The organism is Spirosoma aerolatum (assembly GCF_002056795.1).
Lineage (GTDB): Bacteria > Bacteroidota > Bacteroidia > Cytophagales > Spirosomataceae > Spirosoma > Spirosoma aerolatum.
Genome location: NZ_CP020104.1, coordinates 274,547 through 300,481, shown reverse-complemented (window position 1 = coordinate 300,481; position 25,935 = coordinate 274,547). Strand labels below are relative to the sequence as shown.

Sequence of the window (25,935 nt, the reverse complement as noted above, 5' to 3'; positions counted from 1 at the left end):
TCGTTTTGTGAAAAGCGACTCTAAAAAAATACTCCTGACCATAACAGACAGGAGTATTTTTTAAACCAAAATTAATCCGTATTAGTTACGGCCTTCCATTTGTTCTTTCAGCGCTGCCAGTGCATCAAGGTCGCCCAGGGTAGCACCACGCTCAGGAGCTGACGTTGAACCTGCTTTCGAAGCAGAAGCTTTTGGTGCTTTTGGTTCTTTAACAGGCTCGTTTTTCTCCTGCCATGCTTTCGTGTGCGACAGCATGATACGCTTCTCTTCTTTCGAGAATTCGGTTACTTTGAAATCGAGCGTTTCACCAACTTCAGCAAACGTTCCATCTTCTTTCGCCAGATTCTTCAGCGATGAGAAGCCTTCGATACCGTATGGCAGTTCAAGAGTGGCCATCTTATCGTTTTTGCTCAGGATGGTGCAACGATGAATCGTACCTACTGCAAATACGGTTTCGAACGTATCCCATGGGTTCTCTTCAAGTTGCTTGTGACCCAGGGCCAGACGACGGTTATCAACATCCAGTTCCAGTACCACTACTTCGAGTTCGTCACCAACCTTGATGAAGTCTGAAGGATGTTTGATCTTCTTCGTCCACGACAGGTCAGATACGTGGACCAGACCATCGATACCTTCTTCTAGTTCAAGGAATAGACCGAAATTAGTTAGGTTACGGACCACCCCTTTGTGCTTCGTTCCGACGGCGTATTTTGTACGCAATTCTGGACGAGTCCAGGGATCTTCGGTCAGTTGTTTAATGCCTAACGACATTTTGCGATCAGCCCGATCGAGCGTCAGTACAACAGCCTCTACTTCGTCGCCCACTTTCAGGAACTCCTGTGGGTTACGCAGGTGCTGCGACCATGACATTTCCGATACGTGGATCAGACCTTCTACACCTGGCATGATTTCGAGGAATGCACCGTAATCGGCGACATTCACGATTTTGCCTTTTACTTTCGAGCCAACCTGGATATCTTCGGCCAGAGCGTCCCATGGGTGAGCCTGAAGTTGCTTCATACCCAGCGAAATCCGCTTTTTGTCTTCGTCGAAGTCCAGAACCACCACGTTGACTTTCTGGTCGAGGTGAAGTACTTCCGATGGATGGCTGATGCGGCCCCAAGAAATATCTGTGATGTGCAACAGACCATCGACGCCACCCAGATCGATGAATACACCGAAGTTGGTCATGTTCTTGATAACGCCTTCGAGTACCTGACCTTTTTCGAGGTTGTTCAGGATTTGAGCACGTTGTGCTTCGAGGTCTTTTTCGATCAGGACTTTGTGCGAAACGACTACGTTATCGTTTGCATAGTTGATCTTAACAACTTTAACCTCCATTTTCTTGCCCACAAAGATGTCGAAGTCACGAATTGGCTTCACATCGATTTGCGAACCTGGCAAGAACGCTTCTACACTATAAATATCGACAATCAGACCACCTTTGGTCCGGCGTTTTACGAAACCATCGATTACGAGGTCTTCGTCGAGCGCACGCTGAATTTTCTGCCATGCGGTAATGACTTTCGCTTTCTTGCGCGAGAGTACCAACTGGCCATTCGGGTCTTCCTGATTTTCTACGTAAACTTCAATTTCATCACCCATCTTCAGGTCGGGCATATCCCGGAATTCTGAAGCAGGCACCAAGCCATCCGACTTAAATCCAATGTTGAGTAATACTTCCCGGTCCGTTATCCCAACGACGGTTCCCATTACTACTTCTTTTTCTTTAACTTCCGACAGGGTATTGTCGTACAGTTCCATCATCCGGTTGCGCTCGGCATCCGAATAGCCACTCCCAAACCCTTTGTTGTCTGCGCGGTCCCAATCAAATGCCGGCAGTTCGCGTTGCTGCGTTTTGCTCATAAAAAATGTTTTCCTGACCCACTCAGTACATCAGCCCGTAGGTCAATGGCGAGCTGACTTTTGGTTATAAGTTGATTACCTGTAAAAAAGGCCTGCAAAGATAGCAATTGCTTTTAGAAAAAAGTTTCGGAAGGCGCAAAACTCTTTGAAAAAGAGGAGAAAAGCAGAAAGGGACGAACAGAATGTGGGAAATGCTTTGGCAAATCCGTTATTCTGTTCGTCCCTTTCTGCTTTTCTCTCCTCGATTATTGGAACGCCTTCTCTTTTTTCGCTAAGAAAGGCATCCAACTTTGTTCAATAGAGCCAGAAAATTCGCGTAAAAAAACCAGAAACGTAGGTTTGAACGGTTTCTGGCGCAGTTTCATGTTAGCTTCATCAGGCGTGTAGTCACCTTTCCTCGAGTTACAACGTTTACAGGCGGTAGTGAGGTTGTCCCAACTCGTTTTCCCTCCCCTCGACTTAGGCATTACATGATCCAGCGTCAGGTCTTCAGTGGTACCGCAGTACTGACAATGATTGCCATCTCGCTTGAAGATATTCTGGCGGGTGAGCATGACGCCTTTGTAAGGCAGATTGACATATCGGTGAAGCCGGATAACGGACGGCATTGGGAACTCAGCGGAGACAGTTCGCAGGGTGAACTGCTCAGATTCGGCAACAAGTTCAGCTTTGTCTAAATAAACCAGCAAAAATGCCTTGGGAACGGAGCAAATGCTGAGAGCACTGTAATCTTGATTTAAGACTAATACTTTCCTACCCATATCGCGTTTAGATGCCTCTGTACGGTAGCAAGTTACAGAGTTATCTACATAACGACAAGAGTTTAGAAAAATTTAGTTAACAGTAGGTTATCATCAGTCACCCGTCCAAACTAATAGCTGGAAAGGTACGCAATTGCCTGACGAATGGCTATGCTCAATACCGCTCCTGCTGCAAATCCCGCGTTACGTCGCGTTCTTTGATACTTTCACGTTTATCGAAAAGTTTTTTACCCTTCGCTAGAGCGATTTCGACCTTAGCAAACCCCCGCTCATTGGTGAACAAACGAACCGGCACGATAGTCAGTCCCTGATCTTTCAGTTTTTCGGTAAGCCGTTTTATTTCCCGCTTTGTTAGTAATAATTTACGGTCACGGAGGGGTTCATGGTTATAGTATGTACCTTCTGTGTAGACCGAAATGCTCATCTGCCGGATAAACAGCTCGTCGTTATGAATCAGGCAATAGGCGTCCTGCAAATTGACCTTGCCCTGTCGAATGGATTTTATCTCGGTACCTGTCAGGACAATACCCGCCGTATAGGTTTCTAAAAACGAATACTCGAACGAAGCCCGACGGTTTCGGATATCAACCTGTTTAACAATTGAAGCAGATGCCATTATTGATATAGGATGTAGGATATATGATGCATGAGCCTGCTAATGAGCGCACTGCCTCAAAATGACTCTAGTTTACCAGATTATTACTTAACCGGGTAAGAGCAACAACGTTGAAATTCCGCGAGAGGTTTACACACGCAGAAAATTTCAGATTTATATGCAAATAAACCCGGCTTACTGATGCACATGTCCAGTAAGCCGGGTTTATAGCCACAAAAGCACTAAATCTTACTTCTTTGTCTGTCTTGCCTGATATTCTTTGTTCAGACCGTCCAGAATGGCTTTGGTCTGATCAGCCTCAGGATTAGCAAACAGGATACCGCCCCCTTTTGTATAGCCAAGAACAAATTCGTATTTGTTCTGAGCATTTATCTTTTTAAGGTAATTGTAAATTTCGTCGTAAAGCTCTTTGTTTTTAGTTTGCTCTTCAAGCGCAAGATTTTGCGCAGCACGATCGCGGTAAGCCAGAATATCCTGCTGTTCTTTCTGCAAAGAGGCTTCTGTTGCCCGACCTTGCTCCTGCGTCATGGTGGCAGCTCGCTGCTGGAAGAAAGCAACTTTGTTTTGCAGGTTCCTGCCTTTGGAGGCTATGTCATTTTCCAACTGAAAGCGCTTACTTTCCAGCACTTTCTGGGTGTCTTTAAAGAAATCGTATTTATTCAATAGTGAATCAACATTGACATATACGATGGCTTTGCCTTTGGCTTCAGCAGGAGTAGAAATAGCCGGGGTACTTTCGGACTGGGGGCCTTTAAAATGCAAGTAGTACAATACAGCTACGGCAATCGTCAAAACGACGTTTAGAATTAACGAGGCATTCTTCACAGGAAATAATTCAGTTAGTTATCAGTTTATTCTACAAAGGTAGAGGGATTTACGATTTTACTAGCTACGGGCCGTGATTTGATTTTGAGTAGCCTGACGAACGAAATACCCTGACAGACCAGCTAGCCCACCAACCAATCCACCAATAATCGCCGTCACTAATCCGGGAAGAATAGGGCTATTTGTTTTGAAGAGTAATTCTCCCATGCGCCCAGTAAATATGCCATCGGTACGCAAATGGAGCATAACGGCATACGCCAGCCACACGAATGCTACGCCATAAAATCCAGCAAAAAACGCCTGTCCTGCGCTTGGGCTACGCCATAAACAAACTAGGAAGGCAACGACAGCCAAACTCCACCAGGGCAATATAAGCTGAGCCAGCAAACTCAAAATAGCAATAAGAATAATTTGAATCATGGTAGTAGGACGGCTGATAAGCCGCTTTTATGTGCTTTAATTGGCGGCTTTCCAGCCGCTTTACTTCAAAACAAGTTTCTGCTTAATACGAAGGCTTTTGTCGTGAGCGGTTTGCAGATAGAGCAACTCGTTAAGTTGGCCGGTTCGCCAGGTTTCCAGCAGATCCTGATAATGCGGACTACCGGGGTTACCTGACTGCCCACCTGGGAAAACGCCATAGGCTTTCGGCTGGTCGCCGAGTGCAACAACCATTCGCCAGGAAGGTCCTGCTCGCTCGCTGGTTGCGTTGACAATACCACTGCCACCACCAATCTGTACATTCAGCGCACTAAACGCATCGACACCGGGTAACAAATGTCGAATGGATGTGCTTTTGTGCGGCCCCCAAGCCCACGACGACCCAAAGGCTCCATGCTTTTTAGCCAGTGTATCACAGGCTGCCTGAAAACTTTGCGTCAACACATCGGTCATGCGTTCGTGAGCGGGTGTTTTTACATTATCGAACCAACGAGCTTCTGGGTCGCGCTGCATCATGGTCAACGTACGGTCAAAAGTAGGGTTACGCATGGGCAACGAATCGCCCATATCGAATTCATCAGCCCAAATTGCTTCGAGTAATCGCTGGGTCCATTCCGTAAAGACTGTTGCCCCCGTTTCGGCCACATCGTTATTCTTTTTCCATGCTTTCAGCGAAGCCAACGCTTTTTTCTGATCGGCATTTAATCGGCTGGCATCAATGTTCGTTAACATGACTGGCAACGCGTCGGCGGCTCGTAGATTAAAATTGTCGTTTTGCAGCATCCGAAGGCTATCAATTGTAGCATGCTGCATAGCCGTCAGCCGTTGGTTGATACGCCGTCCACGCTCGGCAGGTGCAAACTGCCAGTTTAGATAATACGGATAAGTACGGTCGGTTGAAAATTGGTTGGCCGAACTCACAAACCCTCTGGGCGGATTCTTGACCAATGGGTTCTGATCGGCTGGAATAAAACCATGCCAGTCATCAGCCGGGTCGGTGCCATCCAGCAGAAACTTACCCTGGTCCATCCATTTCAGCGGAAAACGCCCATTCGGTGATATGGCAATGTCATTTTGATTACTGGCAAAGATAAAATTCTGGGCTGGCGCAACGTAGAGAGCGAGTGCCTTCCGGTAATCATCAAAATTTTTAGCCCGATTCAACCCGTAAAAACAGGCCAGGTCATTCGATGGTTCATGCGCAATCCAGCGAGCAGCGTAACCAATCGGAATATTTTTCCGAAACGCTTTTGCACCGGGCATGTAAACAACCGGACCATGATGGGTATAGAATACTGTATCGACTACATCAGGCTTCCCTTTCACTTTAATGACTTCGATGCGGGCGCGGGTGGGCTTCCATTTATTATCATGCCAATATTCCCGGTGGGTAGCGTCCTTAAATTTTACCGTATAAAAATCCAGCACGTCAGCCCCTACATTTGTTACACCCCAGGCTACATCCTTGTTGAAGCCGATAATTACATTAGGTGCGCCCGGCAGGGTAGCCCCATACACATTAACTGTCGGTGAAACCAACTGCATCTGATACCAGATCGACGGTAAACTCAAGGTAAGGTGTGGATCATTGGCCAAGATAGGATGGCCGGTTGCCGATTTTGACGGACCAACCGCCCAGTTATTCGACCCGATTTCAGGGTTAGGCCGTCGAAAGCCGGTATCAAACCAGGCAATTATGTCGTTGATGGTGGTATCATTCGGAGGGGATGGCCGGGAAGATACTGGTTTAAAATCCCAGGGAGTACCGGGGGAATGATGGGGTCCTCAAGGGTTGGATAATCTGGGAACAGATCGGCGGTAACGATTGAGCCATATTTCCGTAATATATTGGTCATCAACAAATCATCAGCTCCACTAGCGAGGGTGCTGGTCATCTGCTTCAAAAGTAGCGCACATTTAAGCGGTGTCCAAGATTCGGGAGCGTAACCGAGAAGCTTATACTCAATGGGGTATTTCGCGGGCGACAACTGATCAATCCAGGCATTAACGCCAGCCGTATAGGCCTCAAGAGCGACCTTCGAAGCCGGGTCGGCCTGCATTCCTTTCAACGTCTGCTCGGCTCCATAGCCCATACCCATATGCCGATTGTAACGATCCAGCTCAAGTGCCCGATCACCAACTAACTCGGATACCCGCCCAGCGGCTGCATGTGTCTGAAACTCCATTTGCCAGAGCCGGTCACGGGCTGTCAGGTAACCCTGAGCAAAAAACAGGTCATGATCATTCTGGGCGAACACGTGCGGAACCCCTTTATCATCAATCAGAACAGTTACAGGAGCCTGGGTTCCCTGTATGGCTAACTCTTCATCGGAAACGTTTGCGGATTCTGCATTTTGCCAAAATCCCACAAACGGACTTAATAATGGGCCAAACGCCGGAATACTTCCCCATGGCCGGTTTAATCCCCAAATCAGCAGAACAGTTAGTATAGAAACAACAATAGCTTTTATATAGCGCATAGGTAAGTTAAGGAGCGTGGGCCTGTTTTTCTGCAAGTTTACTATTGCACTCAACAAATAAAAAGTATTCTTTTCTTTACCAGATTAAAAGGTTTATATTTGTACACTACAAGGCCTCGAACACCCATTTTAACGACCATTGTTTCCACTCATCTGGTGACAAAACGTATGGATCAGACCGATACAGCAGTAACGCATCGTTTACAAAAAGAAGACACAACGGCGTTCGATACCCTGTTTCGGAGTCATCAGCACTCATATGCAGACGACCTCTTCCAGGCCAACTACACATTTCCGCAGATGTGTTTACACGTAATGGACGTGAGCATACACAGCAGGTTCCATATAAATAATCCGTTAACAACTATTAAGCAACAGCCATGTATCAGGTAGTAGACACCATCAGCAACGACAACCGGGAGCTTTTAGCCACCGAAGAACCGCTTGCCCTGAGTGAGTATAGCTCAGTAGTTCGTGACGGGTTACGTCAGCTTTCCGTTCAGCGTCGGTTAGTATTTACCTTACGGTCAGAGCAAGGGCTCTCCAATGAAGAGGTGGCCGAAAAGCTCCAGATTCCGGTTAGCCTGGTAAAGACACAATATTACAATGCCTGCCGGTTTCTGCGCGACTATCTGCGCCAGCATGCGGGTGTAAAAGCCATGCTAGTCGTTATGACCACCTTCTGTAATTAATTTACGGCTCCGCCTTTACCAACCGCTGCGTCAATCGTTGGGCATTAAGGCTCTGCTGTCTTTCTAACTTGTTTTCCTTGTTACTTTATTACTGAGCGCCTGCTAGTTGTGGGCGCTTTACTTATGTGGCCACTGGTTAACTGAACAAACCACCCTTATAGTCGTTCTAAGAGCAGTTATGAATACACCTGCCAATTTGCTATTCGTCACTCTATTGATTGCTATGGTGGTCCCTGCTCCTTCCCCTTTCGATGTGCAGGGGCACCGGGGCTGCCGTGGACTAATGCCTGAAAACACGGTACCAGCTTTTCTGAAAGCATTGGATCTGGGAGTTACGACGCTGGAAATGGATGTGGTTATTAGTAAAGATAAGCAGGTAGTGGTTTCCCATGATCCGTATTTCAACGCCGATTTTAGTATCACACCTGATGGCAAACCCGTTAATAAGCGGAATCAGAAAAGTATACTGCTGTATCAGCTCAATTATGCCGACATTCAGCAATACGACGTTGGCTCCAATGGAAATCCGGCCTTTCCTGAACAGCAAAAACTAAAAACCTACAAACCCCTGTTGAGTGAAGTTATTGATGAAGCGGAAGCGCATCGGAAAGCAAAAAATCTCGCTCCATTCGCCTACAACATCGAACTCAAAAGCGAATCGTCGGAATATAACATAAGCCAGCCCGAACCAGCCGCCTTTTGCGAACTTGTTCAGGCCGTTCTCAAACAAGGCCTTACGCCAGATCGAGTAACTATACAAAGTTTTGACTTTGCCATATTACGACAGTGGAAACGGGGGGCCGATGCCGGAAAGTATCCTAAAGTAAAATTATCGGCGCTAGTCGAGAATCTCCGAAGCCCGGAGAAAAATATCGAGGAACTGGGCTTTAAACCAGATATTTATAGCCCTTATTTCCGGCTTATCAATCAGGATAAAATTGCCCGGATGCACGATCAGGGCATTCGGGTCATTCCCTGGACGGTAAATCAACGGGCCGATATGATTCGGCTGAAAGAATGGGGGGTTGATGGACTTATCACAGACTATCCCGATCGGGCCAAAGGATTATAAATCAAGCAGAATAGTTATATATTTGACACCTTAGCCTATTCACTAAAGTTGTATTGCTTATTTTAGCCCCATGACTTTACTCAATACCACGCTTAAATGGCTTCTTCAACGGCGCATTCCGCGTATTGAAGCAATGATGCAACAGCCCGGCGTGGTTCAGCAGCAGGTATTTCGGCAACTCATCCGTGCCGGTCGCCGGACCGAATGGGGTAAAAAGCATCACTACAAGTCGATCCAAACCATACAGGACTTTCAGCGGCAGGTTCCGGTTTCCAGCTACGAAGATTTGTTTCCCTATATCGAACGGGTGCTAAAGGGTGAAAATAAAGTGCTCTGGCCTTCGCCGGTTCGTTGGTTCTCGAAATCGTCCGGTACGACCAATGCCCGTAGTAAATTCATTCCCGTAACGATGGAATCGCTGGACGAAAGCCACTTTAAGGGGGGTAAGGATATGATGGCTATGTATATCGCCAATAATCCGAGTAGCCGGGCTTTTGAAGGAAAGGGGTTATCCATAGGCGGCAGTCTTCACCCAAACCCATACAGCACTAACAGCGCGGTAGGCGACGTATCGGCTGTTGTAATGAAGAATCTTCCCAGTTGGGCACAGTACATTCGTACACCATCCCTCTCCATTGCGCTGATGGATGAGTGGGAGTCCAAACTGGAGCGAATGGCCGAAATAACAGCCACCGAAAACGTAACCAGTATGCTGGGCGTACCTACCTGGGGGATGGTGCTAATCGATAAAGTGCTGGCCCGAACGGGAAAATCGAATATCCTGGAAGTATGGCCCAACTTTGAAGTGATGATGCACGGAGCTGTTAACTTCCAGCCTTATCGGGAGTTGTTCCAGCAGCAGGTTTTCCCTTCAGCCCAGGTTCGGTATCAGGAAATTTACAACGCTTCCGAAGGCTTTTTTGCTATTCAGGACGACTTAAGCCGTGTAGGAGAAATGCTTCTGATGCTGGATTATGGCATTTTTTACGAGTTCATGCCCGTTCACGAAGCCGACCAGCCTTTCCCAAAAGCATTGACCATTGAGGAAGTCGAACTGGATAAAAATTACGCGCTGATCGTATCGACTAATGGGGGTTTGTGGCGCTATAAGGTTGGCGATACGGTTCGGTTTACCTCACTCTGTCCCCATCGACTGAAAGTAAGCGGCCGAACAAAGCATTTTATCAATGCCTTTGGTGAGGAAGTAATTGTCGAAAATGCTGAAACAGCCATTACCAAAGCCTGTGAAGCGACGGGAGCCGTACTATCCGATTATACGGCTGGTCCGGTTTACATGGGTAACGGTAGCAATGGGTGCCATGAGTGGGTCATTGAGTTTACGCATGAGCCCAATAGCCAGCAAACGTTTGAGCAAATCCTTGACGAAACGCTACGACAAATCAATTCAGACTACGATGCCAAGCGCTACAACGATATGGTGCTCAAACGTCCGCGTATCCACGTTGTTCCACCGGGCACATTTTATGCCTGGATGAAACAACGCGGCAAATTAGGCGGTCAGCATAAAGTACCCCGGCTAGCCAATTCCCGCGAGTATCTGGACGACATTCTGGGCCAGGTTCTTGAATTATAGCTCTGCCCACATTAGCGATTAGCTTCTGAAAGCCAGTGAAATTGGCGCTCTGCCAACTGAAAATGACGATTCTGGCGTTTGAGGCCAACAATCACTGAATCAGTCCGGATTTTCCCTCGCAACAGAATATGATTCGTATCCGGCATGGTATAGTGCATGGTAAATAATGCTGTAGTATCAAACGAATTTTTCCTGAACGTAATGGTATTCGTTAGCGAGTCAAGCTTATAGTTGAAATACCCTCGCCGGTATCGCTGCCGAAATAGGGTATCTGACGTTAAAATACTGCCTGATGTACTAGGCTCAAATACGACATCTTTCCAGCGCAAACTATCAACAGAACTTCCTCGAAACTGCTCGACCGAGAAGAAGCCTGTGGCCAGCGTTTTTGGTTTCGACCCCTGAGTTGAACTCACTGCGAATTCATAAACAGGTATGACCAGAAAGAGCAGTACGAAAGCGGCTTTTAAGGCTAGCTGACCTCGCTTCGACCATGTTCCCGGCAAGGTATAGCGAACGGCTGGTTGTGTAGGTCGGTTAAACACGAAGAAATTGAGCAGTCGTTTGGCATCGCCCAGCAATAAAAAAGTACTAAACAGGAACAGATGAATTGAAAATAGCTTGACCGGAATATCGTAGCACAGGTTCATCATCATCACGTTGAGAAAAACGCTGGCTGCCACAAAAGCACCTAATGTGCTGGTTCGTCGAAAGATGAGCAGAACACCAGCCACGGCCTCTACAGCACCCGAAAAAAACTGATAAGGAGTAGAATAACCAATAAAATACCAGGAAAACCGCATAGGCAATAAATCGCCTAAAGGCGTAGCCAGTGCACTCAGTGGCGGAAAAATCATTTGCTGGCCAAACAACTTGATGATTCCATAGCGTAAGGCCACCATAGCCACATAGTAGCGAACAGCAACCAGTAGCCAGTAATAGGCAATTGCATAATTGGCCCGCTTATCGAAGATCGTCCAGACAACTGCTCCAACCAGTGCTGTCAGCAAAAAAAAGCATAGTTGTGCATAGCCGTAGGAGGTATCGCCACTGCCATTCAAGGGGACCAAAACATCTTTAATATGAAAGAGATTAGCGTTGGCTAAATTCACTAGCCAATTCTCTGCTTCCCCATAATAATCACTGAACCAGCTGAGAACCGGAATGCCACCCAGCCAACTTAGGGGCGACATATACAACAGTAGATAAATACAGCTAAATCGAAAGAGAACTTTACGCCACCAAGCCCAGTGGTTGGTAGCTTGCAAAGTCATTGTTGTCATAAATGATTACGTTTACAAACGGAGTTGAACTGTAATCAAATATAACAAAAGCTCCTGACCGTAAGCGGCTAAGTCTATCATTCCTGGTTACCTTTGCCCTGAACGAAGCTTCGGGCTCCACTGTTTTACATTAAACAACGCTTACGGACAAGTGACGAGCTTTTGGATGCACTCGCATTGCCGTTGCTTAGCTATTTTCGCTCCATGAAATCTTTCGACATCCCTGAATACTACCGCAGCCGAATCATTACTCCTCTCAAAGAATTTCGTCGGAAGCGAGATAAACTTAAACGTGACTTTACCCCTACTTTGCTCGATTTTGGCCCCATCCGGGTATTACTTGCCCGCCATTTCGGCTTTTGCTACGGGGTCGAAAACGCCGTTGAAATCGCCTATAAAGCCATTGCCGAAAATCCGGGCAAACGCATTTTTCTGCTGAGCGAGATGATCCATAATCCCGATGTAAATGGAGATTTACAAAGCCGTGGAGTGCGTTTTCTGATGGATACCAAAGGGCATCAGCTTATTCCTTTCTCGGAATTGCATCCAGACGATGTGGTCATTATCCCAGCTTTTGGCACTACTCTGGAAACCCAGCAGCAGTTGTCCTCACTTGGGCTGGACGTAGTTAAATACGACACCACCTGCCCTTTTGTCGAAAAGGTCTGGAACAAAGCCGGGCAAATTGGCCAGAAAAACTATTCGGTTATTGTTCATGGCAAACCCAGCCACGAAGAAACACGAGCCACCTTTTCGCACAGTAAAGAAATGGCCCCAACGGTTGTGGTAAAAGACATGGCTCAAACCCAGCGTCTGGCCCAGTATATTACCGGAGAACAACCTGCCGAACGCTTTTACGAAGAATTTGCCGGGCAGTATTCCCTAGGCTTCGACCCTACCCGCGATCTACAACGGATTGGCGTAGTCAACCAGACAACCATGCTGGCCTCCGATACGCAAAGTATAGCCGATTATCTGAAGCAGGTCATGATTCAGCATTACGGCTTGACGGACGACTCAGTGGACGCGCACTTCGCCAACACCCGCGACACACTCTGCTACGCCACCAATGATAATCAGGATGCTACGTATGCATTGCTGACTAATCCGGCTGATTTTGCCGTAGTAGCTGGTGGCTATAATTCGTCCAATACTTCCCACATTGTGGAGTTGTGCGAAGCCAAACTGCCAACCTACTTTATTGAATCGGAGCAAAAAATCTTATCCGACAAGCTGATTTACCATTTCGATCATCATACCAAGCAGGAGATAACCACCGAAAACTTTATCCCAGTGCATCGCCCCGTTACGGTTTTGCTAACCTGCGGAGCCTCGTGCCCGGACGCTGTTGTCGAAGGCATTTTACTGAAACTGGCTAGCTTTTTCCCAGACAGTAAATCGATTGATGAGGTACTGGAAACTATCATGCAGTAGTGAGCCATTTATCAGCCTCTGGCTACTGCACTTTTATGACCATTTCCCGGCTTTCATTCCGCAGTCGATCCAGCGCCGTAATAGCATACAAATATTTCTTCTTCGGATCGGCGGTTTTATCGACAAACCGGGTCGTGCCTTCACCAATACAATGAGCGACAATGTATCGAGGATCATCCAGCCGTAAGCGGGGTCGTCGTCCTTCAAAGCGATACACTAAGTAAGCTTCGGCTCCATCGCCATCACTGGCTTCGGGCGATTGCTCCCAAAAAAGTTCGACGCCCTCTGGCGTAATAGCTGCTTTCAGATCGCGGGGGGGCAACGGCGGAATACTATCGAGCCAAGGCATGGGCGGTACTAGAGCCAGATGCCGATAAAAGTTAGTTTGTAGTGAATCGCGAATGGCCAGCGGATTAAGCTTCAGGTTCTTGGCACTAAAGAGAACACTCCCCTGAACGGCCTTCTGCTGCCGATTGTACCGAAACTGATTCGGAAATTCGGTTGGCCGCCACCAGCCCGGATCGCGTTCTGAACCGCGCCCAACCCGATAGGCTCCGTGGCCAATATAGAGATGAACTTTGCCCGCATTCCGGCACCACCAGTCAACCAATGTTTTGTAAGGAACCCGCCCAAATTCTGAACTGAAATAGACCTGCGGCACGATGTAGTCGATCAGCCCTTCGCGCACCCATTTACGGGTGTCGGCATACTGATCATAATAGGCCTGCCCTCCGTTCGTAGCTGAACCTTCAGGATCGCTAGCCTGATTTTTCCAGATACCGAATGGACTCACGCCAAATTTTATCCAGGGCTTATTCTCCCGAATTGAATCCCGTAGCTCAACAATTAATTTGTTGACGTTATCGCGTCGCCAATCTGCTTTTGTCTGACCATTGTTATTGGCCTGATAAGTAGCATCATCGCGAATAACCTGCCCAGGTTCAGCATACGGATAAAAGTAATCGTCAAAATGAATCCCATCAACATCGTATTCACGCACCACATTGGCCACAATGCCAGCAATGTAGGTTCGAACGGCCGGTATACCCAGGTTAAACAGCTTCTTGCCGCCGTAGCTCAGGAGCCATTCGGGTTTCCGATGCATAATATTGGATGGGGCAATACTGGAGTATTTGCTGAATGACGCCCGATCAAGATTAAACCACGCATGAAATTCAAGTCCACGCTGATGCGCCTGTTCGATCATGAATTCCATGGGATCATAAAACGGGTTAGGCGCCAGGCCCTGCTGGCCCGTTAACCACTCCGACCACGGTTCTGAACTTTTAGCATAAAAGGCATCAGCCGCCGACCGTACCTGAACAATTACAGCATTTAGTCCCAGTTGCTGATACATGTCGAACATTTCCACGATCTCACGTTGCTGGTCAGCCACAGGCAGTCCTTTTTTACTGGGCCAGTCAATATTATCGACCGTTGCGATCCATACAGCTCGAAACTCCCGTTTGGGTGGGGCAGGTGTTTGGAACGTTACTTCATCATATCCGAGCGTATCGACTGGGGTCGTTATTACGGCCGTAGTTGGCTTGGGCGTCGTAGTTTTGGCAGGTACAGGTTGCTGAGCAGGTGGACGTGGCGTTGGCTGGGGCACCCGAACAGATGGCCTTCTGGTCGCCACTGGAACGGGTTTTGCCTGACGGCAACTTATCCAGACAAGAATCGCGAGGAATAGGGTTAATAAAGCAAGCGAACGCATTCGGAATAGTGGATTAACCAGCAAAAATAGCCATAGTCAACTATACTCAGACTTATAAAACAGCCTTTTTGATAAACATCTGACCTGTCATTACTACTAACGGTAAACTTTACGGAAGTCGATACATAAAGGCGTTCTTTTTTAAATACTTACCAGAAAATCACCACATAATAAAAAGGGCATTTGGCAACCAGGCCGATTCACTAAATTTTGTGCCGCTTATCAAGTCAATACACTATATTTGTTTCGCTTTTTGGAAAAATTCAGTATGTTTTAAGAATTTTCTATTGCAAAAGAGGTAGCTTTGCACCGTCTTGTCAACAAGTTTCAACAGACTACACTATTTATGTCGGCACAGAAATTAGATCAGATAGATCGTCACGTATTAGAAATACTACAAGCAAACGCTAAAATTACAAACGCACAACTCTCGAAGGAAATTGGCCTTTCGCCCGCTCCTACCCTTGAGCGCGTTAAAAAGCTGGAAACCTCAGGAATTATTCAGAGTTACCATGCCCAGTTGAATCGGGATAAGATCGGTCTTGGCGTTACCACATTCGTTATGGTTACGCTGGTTGGTCATAAAAAAGATACCACCATGTCGTTTGTTGAACGGGTCAATCAGATTCCCGAAATCATCGAATGCCATCACATCACCGGATCGGGCGACTTCCTGCTGAAAGTGATCGCCAAAGACATTTCATCGTATCAGGCTCTGATGCTCGATGTGATCAATGAAATTGACGAGGTAGCCAGCACGCAAACCATGGTTATCATGTCGACTTTCAAAGAAAGCAAGGTACTCCCTATCCCTTGATGGATGATATAGGATGTATGATGTATGAAAATCAACGATATACATCATACATCCTATATCATACCTACTACTCACCCGCGTTTTCTCCGCTCTTCTCGTCTGGCCTTTTTGGCGTCGTCCAGCGCTTTTTTCGCTTCTTTGTGTTGACTTGACTTTCGGTCGGCTTTGTCTAATACTTCTTTAAAATAAGTCTGGGCCAGGTCGTAATCTTTCTCGTCCGTGGCAATTTTGGCCAGCCCCAGTACTGACGACCAATAATAGCCCGCATTGGTTGCGTTTGTCTGCTTTGCAAAATCAATCGCCTGCTGGTAGTACTTCTTAGCCTCCGACGTATTTTTATAAAACAGGTGGTTGATATAGGCTAAAATATAGGCTGCCGTTCGTCCACCCACAGCCTCGTAACCCGACTGCGATCGGCTGATTTTCTCCAGCATATCCTTTGAAATACGTTCCGCTTCGTTCAACCGGCCCGTTACAAAAGCCGACCGCGCGTAGTAGCGTTCGAAAAAAGGATTGTCGGGATACTGCTCGTTCATGTACTTCGACAACTCGTATGCCTTATCGTACTGGTTCTCCATGCTGTAAATCTGAACCAGAAAATAGCGAGCCTCGACGCGCGTATAAAAAGCGGTATTGGCCGTTTTCTCCAACTCTTTGATCCCACTAGCCTTGTTACCCTTCGGGAAGAAGATCAGAATCGGTTTTAATAACGGATAGTTTTCAGGAATCCACTGGGCATAATAGTTATACATCCCATCGCCAAATAGGAGTTCAGGGCTAAAATCGGCATTTCCCTTACATTTTTCGAAGTATTTCAGCGCATTCTTCCCCGCAAAAGTCGCCTTTGCCCATTTCTTCCGCTCGGAATAAAGGCGACTTTTAAAGGCGTAGGATGCAGCCAGAAAAAACGCGGGTTCGAGCTTATTGTCACTCTCATCGTACAACTTCTCAGCCAGCGTAATGGTCGAATCCATATACATCAGGCAGCGATCGTCGTAGTCTGTTACATCCGTATTTGGCACAATTTTCCACCATTCGGCCAGCCCCATCAGGAAAGTTGGCATGGGGTGGTTCGGATAGCGGATACGCAACCACTTAAATTCTTTATCAGCCTCGTAGAACTTGTAGTTGTACATCTGATTGATAGCCTCTGCCGACTCAATCTGCACGCCAGGATGCTTCAACAGGCCATCATATTTTTTATCAAAAGCCGACGGATCGTAAAGCTGAGCCTGAACCAGAAGCGCCACGCTCGTCAGCCATACCGTCAACAGGAGTTTTTTCATTAGCCTTCTTTATTGTTTGGTATTGATTACCAGTCCTTAACGATCCTACCGGATTATTCTGTTGTAAGAAATCCTAAAAACGTTCATAGCATCGAAAAAGCCTGCGCATCTATTCTCCCTATATGAACGTAATCCAGGATGAGTCCGTTTGCAAACTGTTATTTTTACCTGCATTTTTTGTCTGCTACCAGCGTATGACCGTATCTTTGCGGCCCTTACAGACGCCAATGCAATGACCGTTAACGATAAAACGTTTGTCCCGTTTATCACTGCCGAATCGATTCAGAGCCGGATTCAGGAATTAGCCAGCCAGATCAATCAGGATTATGCCGACAAAAAGCCCCTTCTGGTGGTCATTCTGAACGGTGCCTTTCTGTTCGCTGCTGATCTGATGAAAAACCTGACAATACCTTGCGAAATAACGTTTCTGCGAGTATCGTCTTACAAAGGCACGTCATCGACCGGGCAACTAAAAGAAATTCTGGGCCTTACCGAGCCTATTGCCAACAGAGACCTTATTGTCATTGAAGATATTGTCGATACTGGCCGGACCCTCAATGATATTTGTGAGCAACTCCGCGCTTTGCAACCTTCGTCACTCGCCATTGCTACACTCCTCTTTAAACCAGAAGCATTACTGAAGCCAATGAAGCTGGACTATGTAGGTTTCGAAATCGAGAATCGCTTTGTATTGGGCTACGGCCTCGATTACGACGGCCTGGGCCGAAATAGCGCAGATATTTTAGTAATAGAGTAATAAGGAGCGAGGAGTTAGGACCGGGCCGCCGGTACGGTAAGAATAGCGGACGGATACTCTCTTTGGCTTTCGCCAGCATTCTCACTCCTAAATTCTTATCTATCCACTTCGCCCATCACCACATCAATCGACCCAATAATAGCGACTAAATCGGCCAGCATGGCTCCCCGACTGATTTCGCTGATAACAGAGAGGTTGTGGTAACAACACGACCTGGCCTTACAGCGAACGGGTATGTCTGATTTACCGTCCGTTCGGAAGAAAAATCCCAGTTCCCCTTTGGCACTCTCACCTCGAACGTAAAAGTCCATCGCTTTGGGGCGGATCTTCTTCGGAACCACTGCCTGTGGGTCATAATCACGAGTGCGCCGGAGATCGGAGGTTAGTTTATCAAGGCATTGCTCAATGATTCGGATGGATTCATAGCACTCCTGTACGCGAACGTAGTTGCGGTCCCAGCAGTCGCCCACCGTTCCCATTTTGCCTTCACCAGTTGGAATAGCAAAGTCTAGTTCGGGGTAGATCGAATAACCATCGACCCGACGTAGATCATAGCGAAGGCCTGAGCCACGTAGCATAGGCCCTGTACAGCCGTAATTAATAGCGACTGGCAAGGGCAAAACACCTACGTTAGCTGTCCGCTTTATAAAAATTTCATTTTCGATAACCAGTTGTTGCAGTTCTAGCAGTTTCGGTTTCAGGTAGGTCACAAATTCCCGGCAACGCTCCTCAAATCCGACGGGCAAATCGTAAAATAAGCCGCCTACCCAAATGTAGTTGTAGAGCATACGCGCCCCGCTTACCCACTCCAGCATCCGCAGAATATGCTCCCGATCGCGCATGAGCCAGAGAAAAGGCGTATAGGCCCCAATATCCAGCGCATAAGTCCCAATACCAACCATATGAGCGGCAATCCGATTCAGTTCCGCCACCAGCACCCGTATGTATTCTGTACGCTTCGGAATATCATTCTGAATACCCAGCATCCGCTCAACACCCATTACAAAAGCATGTTCGCAGTTCATAGCGGCCAGATAATCGAGTCGGTCAACGAACGGGATAGCCTGATTAAAGGGCAACGATTGGGCATGTTTCTCAAAACAACGGTGCAGATAACCCAGATGCGGTACAACATCCCTGATGATTTCGCCATCGGTTACTACTTCGAGCCGCAAAACGCCATGCGTTGATGGGTGCTGCGGTCCCATATTAAGCACCATCTCACCTTCGCCGAGCATATCTGACCGATATACATTTGGCTCAGAAGCCCGAAAATGGCCCGGTGCATACTCGTATTGAATTGTTGTTGTTATCATGTCTGGCTCAAAACACCCAAGGCGAAGCATGTAAGAACAGCTTCCTAACTAAATCTGCCATTGCCCGATTCTACATTTAGGAGGCCCGTATTTCCTCAAAGGTCGCCAGCCAACGACCGAAAGTCAAACCGGAACAAAAATTCCGACTTAATTCATTACAAATCATCTGTTTTTCTGAAAAACCTATTGGCAAAGTAAAAGTAATTCCGTACCTTTGCGCTCCTTATCGAGAAAACGAACGTTAGCAATGGCAAAGAAAGGCGCCAATAGAATCCAGGTTATTCTGGAATGCACCGAGCAGAAAGACAGCGGTGTACCCGGCATGTCCCGGTACATCACCACGAAAAACCGGAAAAATACGCCGGCTCGTATTGAGCGGAAGAAATACAATCCGTTCCTGAAAAAAGTAACGCTGCATAAAGAAATTAAATAAGTTTGACGTTTACAGTTTCAGATTATTATAGCTGACGTATGCTTCTTATCATATGTCAGCCATAGTAATCCCAAAATGGTAAACCGTAAACCATAAAAAGACATGGCAAAAAAGGTAGTTGCAACCCTGAAGACGAAGGATAACGGTAAGGCATTTGCCAAAATCATCAAAGCCGTCAAATCGCCAAAAACCGGCGCTTACACCTTCAAAGAAGAAATGGTCCCTATCGATGATGTACAGGCTGCGCTGAAAAGCTAGTTTGATACCTTCAACCGATACGGCGGAACGTTTCCAGAAAAGATGCTCGTCCCACAGCCTCTACCAGGCTCTGTGGGACTTTTTTTGTTAGAGTTTTGTTGAAAAGAGTCGTCAGTTAGTAGTCGCTAACCTTTACGTTACTTTTGTACCTATTATTACCGACTAAATGTGACGACCGCACCGGCGACCCGGCATCGACTAACGATTATTTTTTATGGCTCTATTCGGCTTATTCTCGAAAGAAAAGAAAGAAACCCTCGACAAAGGCTTAGAGAAAACGAAAGACAGCTTCTTCTCGAAACTAGGGCGGGCTGTTGTCGGGAAATCAACCGTTGACGAAGAAGTACTGGACGAATTGGAAAGTGTTTTGATCTCATCGGATGTAGGGGTTGAAACCACTGTGAAAATCATCCGCCGGATTGAAGAGCGGGTCGCTCGTGACAAATACCTGGGTACCGACGAACTCGACCGAATACTTCGCGAAGAAATTGCATCCCTGCTTTCTGACAATAGCACAGGCGAGGTTTCGGATGACTTTGAATTACCTGCCAACAAAAAACCGTATGTTATTATGGTGGTGGGCGTCAATGGTGTTGGTAAAACGACAACCATTGGCAAACTGGCCGCCCAATTTCATAAACGAGGCAAACAGGTTGTACTAGGCGCTGGCGACACGTTCCGGGCAGCTGCTGTCGACCAGCTCAAACTCTGGGGCGACCGGGTAGGTGTGCCAGTTATTTCGCATGGTATGAACACCGACCCATCGGCAGTAGCCTACGATGCCGTGAAAAAAGCAACGGATATGAACGCTGATGTCGTCATTATCGACACGGCTGGTCGGTTGCACACCAAAGTCAACCTGATGAACGAACTGACCAAAATTAAACGGGTTATGCAGAAAGTTACGCCCGATGCCCCGCATGAGGTACTGCTGGTTCTCGACGGTTCAACCGGTCAGAATGCATTTATCCAGGCTACCGAGTTTACAAAAGCCACTGAAGTTACGGCACTCGCTATTACAAAGCTGGATGGAACCGCGAAAGGTGGCGTAGTTATTGGCATCTCCGATCAATTCAAAATTCCGGTCAAATACATTGGCGTTGGCGAAAAGATAGAGGACCTGCAAACCTTCAACAAGATGGAGTTTGTCGATTCGTTTTTCAAGAAATGACTCTGAACGCTCTAATAATTCAATCAGGTGGCAAACCTGCTTTTGCAGTTCTTCCTTATGAGGAATATGAGACAATTCGGCAAAGCCTGGCTTCTTTTGATAGCCTTGAAGACTTTGTACATTATGTCCATGCTCTAAATGTAAAGAATGAAACAACTATCTGGCATTCGCTGGACACTGTTAAAAAAGAACTGCGCTTATGACATCTCTTTATTCTTTCTTGACAAACTCAGCGCTGATTCTTTTTATAGGTTTAACATTACTGGCTGCAAATCCAACTGTCGCCCAGAAAAAATGGTCGAAACATTCCGCCTTTCAGGGAATCTGTGGAATCGTTCTGATTAAAAAAGGCAATCAGATGCCAGGCCCAGGCAAGTCTACTTCTCCGGGAACACCTGTTGAACGCGAAGTCCTTATTTTTCCCTTGATCAATATGAATCAGGTTAAAATGGGCGATAATGGGTTTATTGATTCCGTGGGGAATATAAAACCAGTAAAAACGGTTCGATCAGATAAGTTAGGCAAGTTTTGTGTTAGCCTGCCTGTCGGTCACTATTCGGTAGTGATACGTGAGCCTAAGGGGCTCTACGCCAATCTGTCCGATGCTCACAATAATATTTTTCCGGTTAATGTTCGGAAGCAGAAACGTACGGATGTGAAGGTTGATATTACACATCAAGCTGTGTTTTAATGTAACATGGGCAGGATAGTAGCCAACATGTAGTGAAGCGAAATAAGTAAAGGCCAATTCCCTTTTCTTTATACTTAGACCCATGAAATACATTAAACTTATTTCAATAGCACTGATATTAACAATACTAACTGCCTATCTTTGCAACAATCAACTATTCAAAATATTAATATATAAAAAACCTACTACACAAACTTTCAAAGACTTTCCCATTAGAAAAACAGCAGCAAGTAAGCAACCTATTCATTTTCCCCAAAGTCCGAAAAACCTAAAGAATCTTGATACACTAAAAGTTGATTATAAAGATCAAGGTTCTATACCTTTTTCAGAGTATTTTGACAAAGGAAAACTACTAGCCTTTATCGTGATTCGGGATGACTCAATAGTTTATCAAAAATATAAGGGAGGGTTTCAAGAATCTACTATTAGTAATACCTTTTCGGTAGGTAAAACAATAATATCAATTTTATTAGGGAAAGCACTGGAAGATGGGTATATAAAAACTATAAATCAAAAAATTACGGATTTCATACCAGAGCTAAAAGAAAAAGAAAATTTTAAAAACATATCCATTAAAAACTTATTAGAAATGAAATCTGGCTTTCGGTTCAAACGAACTGGAGACGGGATATTATCTGACTTATTCAGTGATGAAGCAAAATTTTATTATTCTGATGATTTGAAACGGGATTTAGCAAACGTTATACCAGATACTGTTAATGGCACGAAATGGCATTACAGCAATGTTGATGTGCTGCTTCTAACTTGGGTAATTGAAAGGGCTTCAAAAAAATATGTCTCCGACTATTTTGGAGAAGAAATCTGGGAAAAAATTGGCGCGCAATACCCATGTAGTTGGGGTGTTGACAAGATTGGAGGCTTAGAAAATTCACCTAGTAGTTTTCAATGTACAGCAATTGATTTGGCAAAAGTCGGAAGGCTCTATCTAATGAAAGGAAAAAGAGATACCGTTTCAATAGTGCCTGAGAAGTGGATAAATGAAAGCCTACTTGTTTCACCGTCAAATAAAAACAATACAGCTAAAGGTTGGCAAAAAGCTACTCATCAAAACTACTGGTGGATCCCACAAGATAGCGCTAAAGAAGGCGATTATTATGCCGATGGTCTAAGAGGGCAACGGCTTTATATAAACCCTAAAACAAATACGATTATTGTTCAGTTGGCAGAAGCTGGATATGGCGGATTCCCATACAGAAAAATAAGTCATTATTTTTCTGGTTTTTAATAGAATTGTCAATTTACCAACCAAAAGGATTCTTAAAAAGAATTTAGCAACGATAAAGAAACGAGTTAAATATCTACTAAATTTTTCACTAGGGTTGATTAGATGTATTTCAAACTACTCTATTGTTGCAAAATCTTTATTGATTTCCGCGTTACAAATGAAAACCAAAGGATCACGTACCAATAAAATCAATATCGTCACGCTGGGTTGCTCGAAGAATCTTGTGGATTCGGAAGTGCTGTTTACGCAACTGAAGGGCAACGGCATGGACGTAACCCACGAATCGAAAAAAGACGACGCCAACATCGTCGTCATCAACACCTGTGGGTTTATCGATAATGCAAAAGAAGAATCTGTTAATACTATTCTTCGCTACGTCGATGCGAAAGATGCAGGCATGGTCGATAAAGTGTATGTAACGGGCTGCCTGTCGCATCGATATAAAGACGAGCTTGAAGTCGAAATTCCCGATGTCGATGCCTGGTTTGGTACCAACGAGATGCCCCGGTTGCTGAAAACCCTCCGCGCCGATTATAAACATGAACTCGTTGGTGAACGACTGCTGACCACACCAGCTCATTTTGCCTATCTGAAAATTGCCGAAGGCTGCGACCGCCCCTGCTCGTTCTGCGCTATCCCGCTCATGCGTGGCGGACACGTATCCCGCTCGATAGATGAACTGGTGACCGAAGCCCGTTCATTGGCTCGACGGGGCACAAAAGAACTGGTTCTGATTGCTCAGGACTTAACCTATTATGGGCTGGACCTATACAAAAAGCGCAATCTGGCTGACCTGATCAACCGACTGGCAGATGTAGAAGGCATAGACTGGTTACGACTGCAATATGCCTATCCATCGGGTTTTCCACTCGAAGTGCTTGATGTGATGCGTGACCGGCCGAACGTCTGCAATTACCTCGATATGCCATTGCAAACCGGCTCAACCGAGTTGCTGAAATTGATGCGTCGGGGTATTACCCGTGAAAAAACCGAAGCTCTGATTGAAACCATCCGGGCCAAAGTTCCCGACATTACCCTTCGGACTACGCTGATTGTGGGGCATCCGGGCGAAACGGAGGCTATGTTTGCCGAGACCTATGATTTCGTAGAACGGATGCGCTTCGACCGAATGGGCGTGTTTACCTATTCACATGAAGAAAATACGCATTCCTACTCTATGCCCGACGATGTTCCGGCCGAGATAAAGCAAGAGCGTGCCGACGAGCTGATGGAACTTCAGCAGGGCATTTCGCAGGAGTTGAACCAGCAAAAAGTAGGAAAAACATATAAAGTATTATTCGACCGGAAAGAGGGTGGCTATTTCATTGGCCGTACCGAAGCCGACTCCCCAGAGGTGGATAACGAAGTATTAGTTCCGGCGAGCCAATATGTCCGTATCGGCGACTTTGCCAGCGTCCGTATCGACCGGGCCGAAGATTTTGATTTATACGGTACGGTAATATAAGATACTACAAAATGGCTCCGTTTTTGTCATTCCGACAAAGGAGGAATCTCGAACTTTCGCAGTAATCAAATCTGCGATTCCTCTTTTGTCGGAATGCCACAAGCATTCAGTCGAACCTTGCGGGGCCTTCTGTTGTTGAGCCGATAAAATCCCAACCCTGCTCCGAATGGACTGTCAGTACCTGCCGCTTAGCTCTACCGGCCAGTTTTCGTCACTATTTCTCGATTACATTACTAAAACTGCTACTCTAGCCCCTTTTTATAATCGCTTTCCGGAACTGGATGCCTTTAGCGATCAGCTTAACGAGAAATCGTTCGATGAAGAAAAACGACGGGTTCTGGTCGATGCACTGGAACGGCAGTACAGCTCACTTGCTCACAAGCCTGACTTTTCGGTACTGCTTCAGCCGAATACCTACACAGTAACGACTGGCCACCAGCTAAACATTTTTACGGGTCCACTGTACATTATCTATAAGCTAATCACGACCATTAATCTGGCCCGAAAGCTTAAGGAGACCTATCCTGATTACAACTTCGTGCCGGTGTACTGGATGGCTACCGAAGACCACGACTTTGCCGAAATCAACCATTTTTCGATGTTTGGGCGAAGTTATACCTGGCAAACCGAACAGCGTGGTGCCGTTGGGCGGATGAATCCCCAGGAATTAGCGACCCTTTTCAAACAAATCCCCGAAAAACTAGCGCTGTTTGAAGAAGCCTATCTGAAGCACGATACGCTTGCCAATGCTGCTCGCTATTATGTCAACGAACTGTTTGGGGCCGAAGGGTTAATTTGCTTGGATGCCGACGACGCTGCACTCAAACGCATTTTTGCTCCTATCATGCGGGACGAACTGCTGCATCAGCACTCCGGCGAACTGGTACAGCAACGCACTGAGCAACTGGAAGAATTAGGCTATAAAACGGTTATTGCCCCCCGCGACATTAATCTGTTCTATCTGGACGATCAACTTCGCGAACGCATCGAGCGCAAAGAAGATGGCAGCTATCGGGTTGTCCATACCAAACTAAGTTTTTCGGAAACCGAACTTCTTAGCCTATTGGACGAGCACCCGGAGCAGTTCAGTCCAAATGTGGTGTTGCGACCACTGTATCAGGAAACCATTCTACCTAACCTGGCTTATATCGGCGGCCCGTCCGAAGTACCTTACTGGTTGCAGCTTAAAGGAGTTTTCGATCACTTCCAGACGACTTTCCCGATTCTGATGCCCCGGAATTTTGCGCTGTATGTTCCATCCGTGGCAAACAAACGCATTTGTAAACTGGGCCTGACTCCTGAAGAATTATTTCAGGACACGCTGAAACTCAAGCACGAGTATATCGAACACCACGCCCGGCATACCCTTAAGTTCGACAACGAAAACAAAGTCGTCAATAAAGCGCTGGATGCTATTCTGCACAAAGCACAGATGGTTGATCCTACGCTTGAAAAAGCCGTTCTGGCCGAAACCAAGCGGTTCGCCAACGCCATTGCCCGGCTGGAAAAGAAAATGCGACGGGCCGAAGAACGAAATCAGGAAACGGGCGTTCGGCAGCTATTGGCTGTCAAAGCAGAATTATTTCCTAATGATGGGCTACAGGAAAGGAGTGAAAACTTCCTGACATTCTACCTGAACGACAAATCGTTTTTACGGAAAATGCTCTCCGTTTTCGATCCATTCGATTATCGGATGCAGCTTTGTATGGAATAGCCG

25 protein-coding genes are annotated in these 25,935 nt (G+C 46.4%); 14 read left to right on the top strand and 11 right to left on the bottom strand.

Translation table 11 applies throughout. The features are described 5' to 3' along the window. Positions 1-81 precede the first annotated feature (81 nt). The 7 genes from rpsA to B5M13_RS34720 all read right to left on the bottom strand — a co-directional run bounded on the left by rpsA (position 82) and on the right by B5M13_RS34720 (position 6,986). On the bottom strand, positions 82-1,866 hold the full coding sequence (gene rpsA, locus B5M13_RS01210; RefSeq protein ID WP_080053927.1) for a 30S ribosomal protein S1: 1,785 nt from the start codon (positions 1,864-1,866) through the stop codon (positions 82-84). A gap of 245 nt (positions 1,867-2,111) precedes the next feature. Beyond that, positions 2,112-2,627 carry an HNH endonuclease gene (locus B5M13_RS01205; protein ID WP_080053926.1) on the bottom strand — a complete coding sequence of 172 codons (516 nt, stop codon included), beginning with the start codon at positions 2,625-2,627 and terminating at the stop codon, positions 2,112-2,114. Positions 2,628-2,781: 154 nt separating this feature from the next. Further along, complete coding sequence (gene smpB / locus B5M13_RS01200; RefSeq protein WP_080053925.1) at positions 2,782-3,243, bottom strand: SsrA-binding protein SmpB; 462 nt, start codon at positions 3,241-3,243, stop codon at positions 2,782-2,784. 228 nt (positions 3,244-3,471) lie between these two features. After that, positions 3,472-4,068 carry an OmpH family outer membrane protein gene (locus B5M13_RS01195; RefSeq protein WP_080053924.1) on the bottom strand — a complete coding sequence of 199 codons (597 nt, stop codon included), beginning with the start codon at positions 4,066-4,068 and terminating at the stop codon, positions 3,472-3,474. Between the two features lie 60 nt (positions 4,069-4,128). Then, positions 4,129-4,488, bottom strand: coding sequence for a hypothetical protein (locus B5M13_RS01190; RefSeq protein ID WP_080053923.1), 360 nt, complete (start codon positions 4,486-4,488; stop codon positions 4,129-4,131). Positions 4,489-4,548: 60 nt separating this feature from the next. Then, positions 4,549-6,159 carry a penicillin acylase family protein gene (locus tag B5M13_RS01185; RefSeq protein ID WP_449448530.1) on the bottom strand — a complete coding sequence of 537 codons (1,611 nt, stop codon included), beginning with the start codon at positions 6,157-6,159 and terminating at the stop codon, positions 4,549-4,551. A 41-nt stretch (positions 6,160-6,200) separates the two neighbouring features. After that, the gene (locus B5M13_RS34720; protein WP_449448528.1) at positions 6,201-6,986 is read right to left on the bottom strand and encodes a penicillin acylase family protein; all 786 of its coding nucleotides are present in this window, start codon (positions 6,984-6,986) and stop codon (positions 6,201-6,203) included. Positions 6,987-7,366: 380 nt separating this feature from the next. Between B5M13_RS34720 and B5M13_RS01180 the strand changes: the two genes are divergently transcribed. The 3 genes from B5M13_RS01180 (at position 7,367) to B5M13_RS01170 (ending at position 10,344) form a co-directional block, all read left to right on the top strand. Continuing rightward, positions 7,367-7,678, top strand: a complete 312-nt coding sequence (locus B5M13_RS01180; protein WP_080053922.1) for a sigma factor-like helix-turn-helix DNA-binding protein — start codon at positions 7,367-7,369, stop codon at positions 7,676-7,678. A 178-nt stretch (positions 7,679-7,856) separates the two neighbouring features. Further along, positions 7,857-8,750, top strand: coding sequence for a glycerophosphodiester phosphodiesterase family protein (locus tag B5M13_RS01175; RefSeq protein WP_080053921.1), 894 nt, complete (start codon positions 7,857-7,859; stop codon positions 8,748-8,750). Between the two features lie 70 nt (positions 8,751-8,820). Beyond that, complete coding sequence (locus B5M13_RS01170) at positions 8,821-10,344, top strand: GH3 auxin-responsive promoter family protein (RefSeq protein WP_080053920.1); 1,524 nt, start codon at positions 8,821-8,823, stop codon at positions 10,342-10,344. Between the two features lie 11 nt (positions 10,345-10,355). Here B5M13_RS01170 and B5M13_RS01165 read toward each other — a convergent pair whose 3' ends face one another. Beyond that, positions 10,356-11,627 carry a hypothetical protein gene (locus B5M13_RS01165; RefSeq protein WP_080053919.1) on the bottom strand — a complete coding sequence of 424 codons (1,272 nt, stop codon included), beginning with the start codon at positions 11,625-11,627 and terminating at the stop codon, positions 10,356-10,358. A 204-nt stretch (positions 11,628-11,831) separates the two neighbouring features. Here B5M13_RS01165 and B5M13_RS01160 point away from each other — a divergent pair, with 204 nt between their 5' ends. Beyond that, positions 11,832-13,061 (top strand): 4-hydroxy-3-methylbut-2-enyl diphosphate reductase, encoded by a 1,230-nt coding sequence (locus B5M13_RS01160; RefSeq protein ID WP_080053918.1) that lies wholly within the window; start codon positions 11,832-11,834, stop codon positions 13,059-13,061. A 22-nt stretch (positions 13,062-13,083) separates the two neighbouring features. On the opposite strand, the gene B5M13_RS01155 is transcribed toward B5M13_RS01160, so the two are convergent. After that, positions 13,084-14,778, bottom strand: a complete 1,695-nt coding sequence (locus B5M13_RS01155) for a glycoside hydrolase family 10 protein (protein ID WP_080053917.1) — start codon at positions 14,776-14,778, stop codon at positions 13,084-13,086. A 346-nt stretch (positions 14,779-15,124) separates the two neighbouring features. On the opposite strand from B5M13_RS01155, the gene B5M13_RS01150 reads away from it, so the two are divergent. After that, positions 15,125-15,595 (top strand): Lrp/AsnC family transcriptional regulator, encoded by a 471-nt coding sequence (locus B5M13_RS01150; RefSeq protein ID WP_080053916.1) that lies wholly within the window; start codon positions 15,125-15,127, stop codon positions 15,593-15,595. Positions 15,596-15,666: 71 nt separating this feature from the next. Here B5M13_RS01150 and B5M13_RS01145 read toward each other — a convergent pair whose 3' ends face one another. Next, positions 15,667-16,881, bottom strand: coding sequence for a tetratricopeptide repeat protein (locus tag B5M13_RS01145; RefSeq protein WP_080053915.1), 1,215 nt, complete (start codon positions 16,879-16,881; stop codon positions 15,667-15,669). A gap of 232 nt (positions 16,882-17,113) precedes the next feature. On the opposite strand from B5M13_RS01145, the gene hpt reads away from it, so the two are divergent. Continuing rightward, positions 17,114-17,638: a hypoxanthine phosphoribosyltransferase gene (gene hpt / locus B5M13_RS01140; RefSeq protein WP_080059749.1), complete on the top strand. Its 525-nt coding sequence runs from the start codon at positions 17,114-17,116 to the stop codon at positions 17,636-17,638. A gap of 95 nt (positions 17,639-17,733) precedes the next feature. On the opposite strand, the gene B5M13_RS01135 is transcribed toward hpt, so the two are convergent. Then, entirely contained in the window at positions 17,734-18,954 is a 1,221-nt protein-coding gene (locus B5M13_RS01135) for an NADH-quinone oxidoreductase subunit D (RefSeq protein ID WP_080053914.1), read from the bottom strand. Between the two features lie 247 nt (positions 18,955-19,201). Between B5M13_RS01135 and rpmG the strand changes: the two genes are divergently transcribed. From rpmG to bshC, 8 genes are all read left to right on the top strand, one after another. Beyond that, positions 19,202-19,387, top strand: a complete 186-nt coding sequence (gene rpmG, locus B5M13_RS01130) for a 50S ribosomal protein L33 (RefSeq protein ID WP_012929817.1) — start codon at positions 19,202-19,204, stop codon at positions 19,385-19,387. Positions 19,388-19,489: 102 nt separating this feature from the next. After that, positions 19,490-19,645: a DUF4295 domain-containing protein gene (locus B5M13_RS01125; protein ID WP_080053913.1), complete on the top strand. Its 156-nt coding sequence runs from the start codon at positions 19,490-19,492 to the stop codon at positions 19,643-19,645. Between the two features lie 214 nt (positions 19,646-19,859). Continuing rightward, the gene (gene ftsY, locus B5M13_RS01120) at positions 19,860-20,816 is read left to right on the top strand and encodes a signal recognition particle-docking protein FtsY (RefSeq protein WP_080053912.1); all 957 of its coding nucleotides are present in this window, start codon (positions 19,860-19,862) and stop codon (positions 20,814-20,816) included. Next, positions 20,813-21,019, top strand: a complete 207-nt coding sequence (locus B5M13_RS01115) for a prevent-host-death family protein (protein WP_080053911.1) — start codon at positions 20,813-20,815, stop codon at positions 21,017-21,019. Before ftsY ends, B5M13_RS01115 begins: the two co-directional genes overlap by 4 nt. Next, a complete protein-coding gene (locus B5M13_RS01110; protein ID WP_245859660.1) occupies positions 21,016-21,507 on the top strand; it encodes a hypothetical protein in 492 nt (163 codons plus the stop codon). The genes B5M13_RS01115 and B5M13_RS01110 overlap by 4 nt, the downstream gene beginning before the upstream one ends. Positions 21,508-21,589: 82 nt before the next feature. Next, complete coding sequence (locus tag B5M13_RS01105; protein WP_080053910.1) at positions 21,590-22,753, top strand: serine hydrolase domain-containing protein; 1,164 nt, start codon at positions 21,590-21,592, stop codon at positions 22,751-22,753. Positions 22,754-22,910: 157 nt separating this feature from the next. Next, positions 22,911-24,218 carry a 30S ribosomal protein S12 methylthiotransferase RimO gene (rimO, locus tag B5M13_RS01100; RefSeq protein ID WP_080053909.1) on the top strand — a complete coding sequence of 436 codons (1,308 nt, stop codon included), beginning with the start codon at positions 22,911-22,913 and terminating at the stop codon, positions 24,216-24,218. A gap of 166 nt (positions 24,219-24,384) precedes the next feature. Further along, positions 24,385-25,932: a bacillithiol biosynthesis cysteine-adding enzyme BshC gene (bshC, locus tag B5M13_RS01095; protein ID WP_080053908.1), complete on the top strand. Its 1,548-nt coding sequence runs from the start codon at positions 24,385-24,387 to the stop codon at positions 25,930-25,932. Positions 25,933-25,935: the final 3 nt, after the last annotated feature.

Excerpts from the sequence above, each read along its gene's own strand:
- rimO (WP_080053909.1), top strand. The coding sequence starts at position 22,911 with ATGAAAACCAAAGGATCACGTACCAATAAAATCAATATCGTCACGCTG.
- hpt (WP_080059749.1), top strand. The coding sequence starts at position 17,114 with ATGACCGTTAACGATAAAACGTTTGTCCCGTTTATCACTGCCGAATCG.
- B5M13_RS01205 (WP_080053926.1), bottom strand. The coding sequence starts at position 2,627 with ATGGGTAGGAAAGTATTAGTCTTAAATCAAGATTACAGTGCTCTCAGC.
- B5M13_RS01115 (WP_080053911.1), top strand. The coding sequence starts at position 20,813 with ATGACTCTGAACGCTCTAATAATTCAATCAGGTGGCAAACCTGCTTTT.
- B5M13_RS34720 (WP_449448528.1), bottom strand. The coding sequence starts at position 6,986 with ATGCGCTATATAAAAGCTATTGTTGTTTCTATACTAACTGTTCTGCTG.
- B5M13_RS01165 (WP_080053919.1), bottom strand. The coding sequence starts at position 11,627 with ATGACAACAATGACTTTGCAAGCTACCAACCACTGGGCTTGGTGGCGT.
- B5M13_RS01180 (WP_080053922.1), top strand. The coding sequence starts at position 7,367 with ATGTATCAGGTAGTAGACACCATCAGCAACGACAACCGGGAGCTTTTA.
- B5M13_RS01190 (WP_080053923.1), bottom strand. The coding sequence starts at position 4,488 with ATGATTCAAATTATTCTTATTGCTATTTTGAGTTTGCTGGCTCAGCTT.
- B5M13_RS01160 (WP_080053918.1), top strand. The coding sequence starts at position 11,832 with ATGAAATCTTTCGACATCCCTGAATACTACCGCAGCCGAATCATTACT.
- rpsA (WP_080053927.1), bottom strand. The coding sequence starts at position 1,866 with ATGAGCAAAACGCAGCAACGCGAACTGCCGGCATTTGATTGGGACCGC.
- B5M13_RS01150 (WP_080053916.1), top strand. The coding sequence starts at position 15,125 with ATGTCGGCACAGAAATTAGATCAGATAGATCGTCACGTATTAGAAATA.
- rpmG (WP_012929817.1), top strand. The coding sequence starts at position 19,202 with ATGGCAAAGAAAGGCGCCAATAGAATCCAGGTTATTCTGGAATGCACC.
- B5M13_RS01170 (WP_080053920.1), top strand. The coding sequence starts at position 8,821 with ATGACTTTACTCAATACCACGCTTAAATGGCTTCTTCAACGGCGCATT.
- B5M13_RS01105 (WP_080053910.1), top strand. The coding sequence starts at position 21,590 with ATGAAATACATTAAACTTATTTCAATAGCACTGATATTAACAATACTA.
- B5M13_RS01125 (WP_080053913.1), top strand. The coding sequence starts at position 19,490 with ATGGCAAAAAAGGTAGTTGCAACCCTGAAGACGAAGGATAACGGTAAG.
- bshC (WP_080053908.1), top strand. The coding sequence starts at position 24,385 with ATGGACTGTCAGTACCTGCCGCTTAGCTCTACCGGCCAGTTTTCGTCA.
- B5M13_RS01110 (WP_245859660.1), top strand. The coding sequence starts at position 21,016 with ATGACATCTCTTTATTCTTTCTTGACAAACTCAGCGCTGATTCTTTTT.
- ftsY (WP_080053912.1), top strand. The coding sequence starts at position 19,860 with ATGGCTCTATTCGGCTTATTCTCGAAAGAAAAGAAAGAAACCCTCGAC.
- B5M13_RS01175 (WP_080053921.1), top strand. The coding sequence starts at position 7,857 with ATGAATACACCTGCCAATTTGCTATTCGTCACTCTATTGATTGCTATG.
- smpB (WP_080053925.1), bottom strand. The coding sequence starts at position 3,243 with ATGGCATCTGCTTCAATTGTTAAACAGGTTGATATCCGAAACCGTCGG.
- B5M13_RS01135 (WP_080053914.1), bottom strand. The coding sequence starts at position 18,954 with ATGATAACAACAACAATTCAATACGAGTATGCACCGGGCCATTTTCGG.
- B5M13_RS01145 (WP_080053915.1), bottom strand. The coding sequence starts at position 16,881 with ATGAAAAAACTCCTGTTGACGGTATGGCTGACGAGCGTGGCGCTTCTG.
- B5M13_RS01155 (WP_080053917.1), bottom strand. The coding sequence starts at position 14,778 with ATGCGTTCGCTTGCTTTATTAACCCTATTCCTCGCGATTCTTGTCTGG.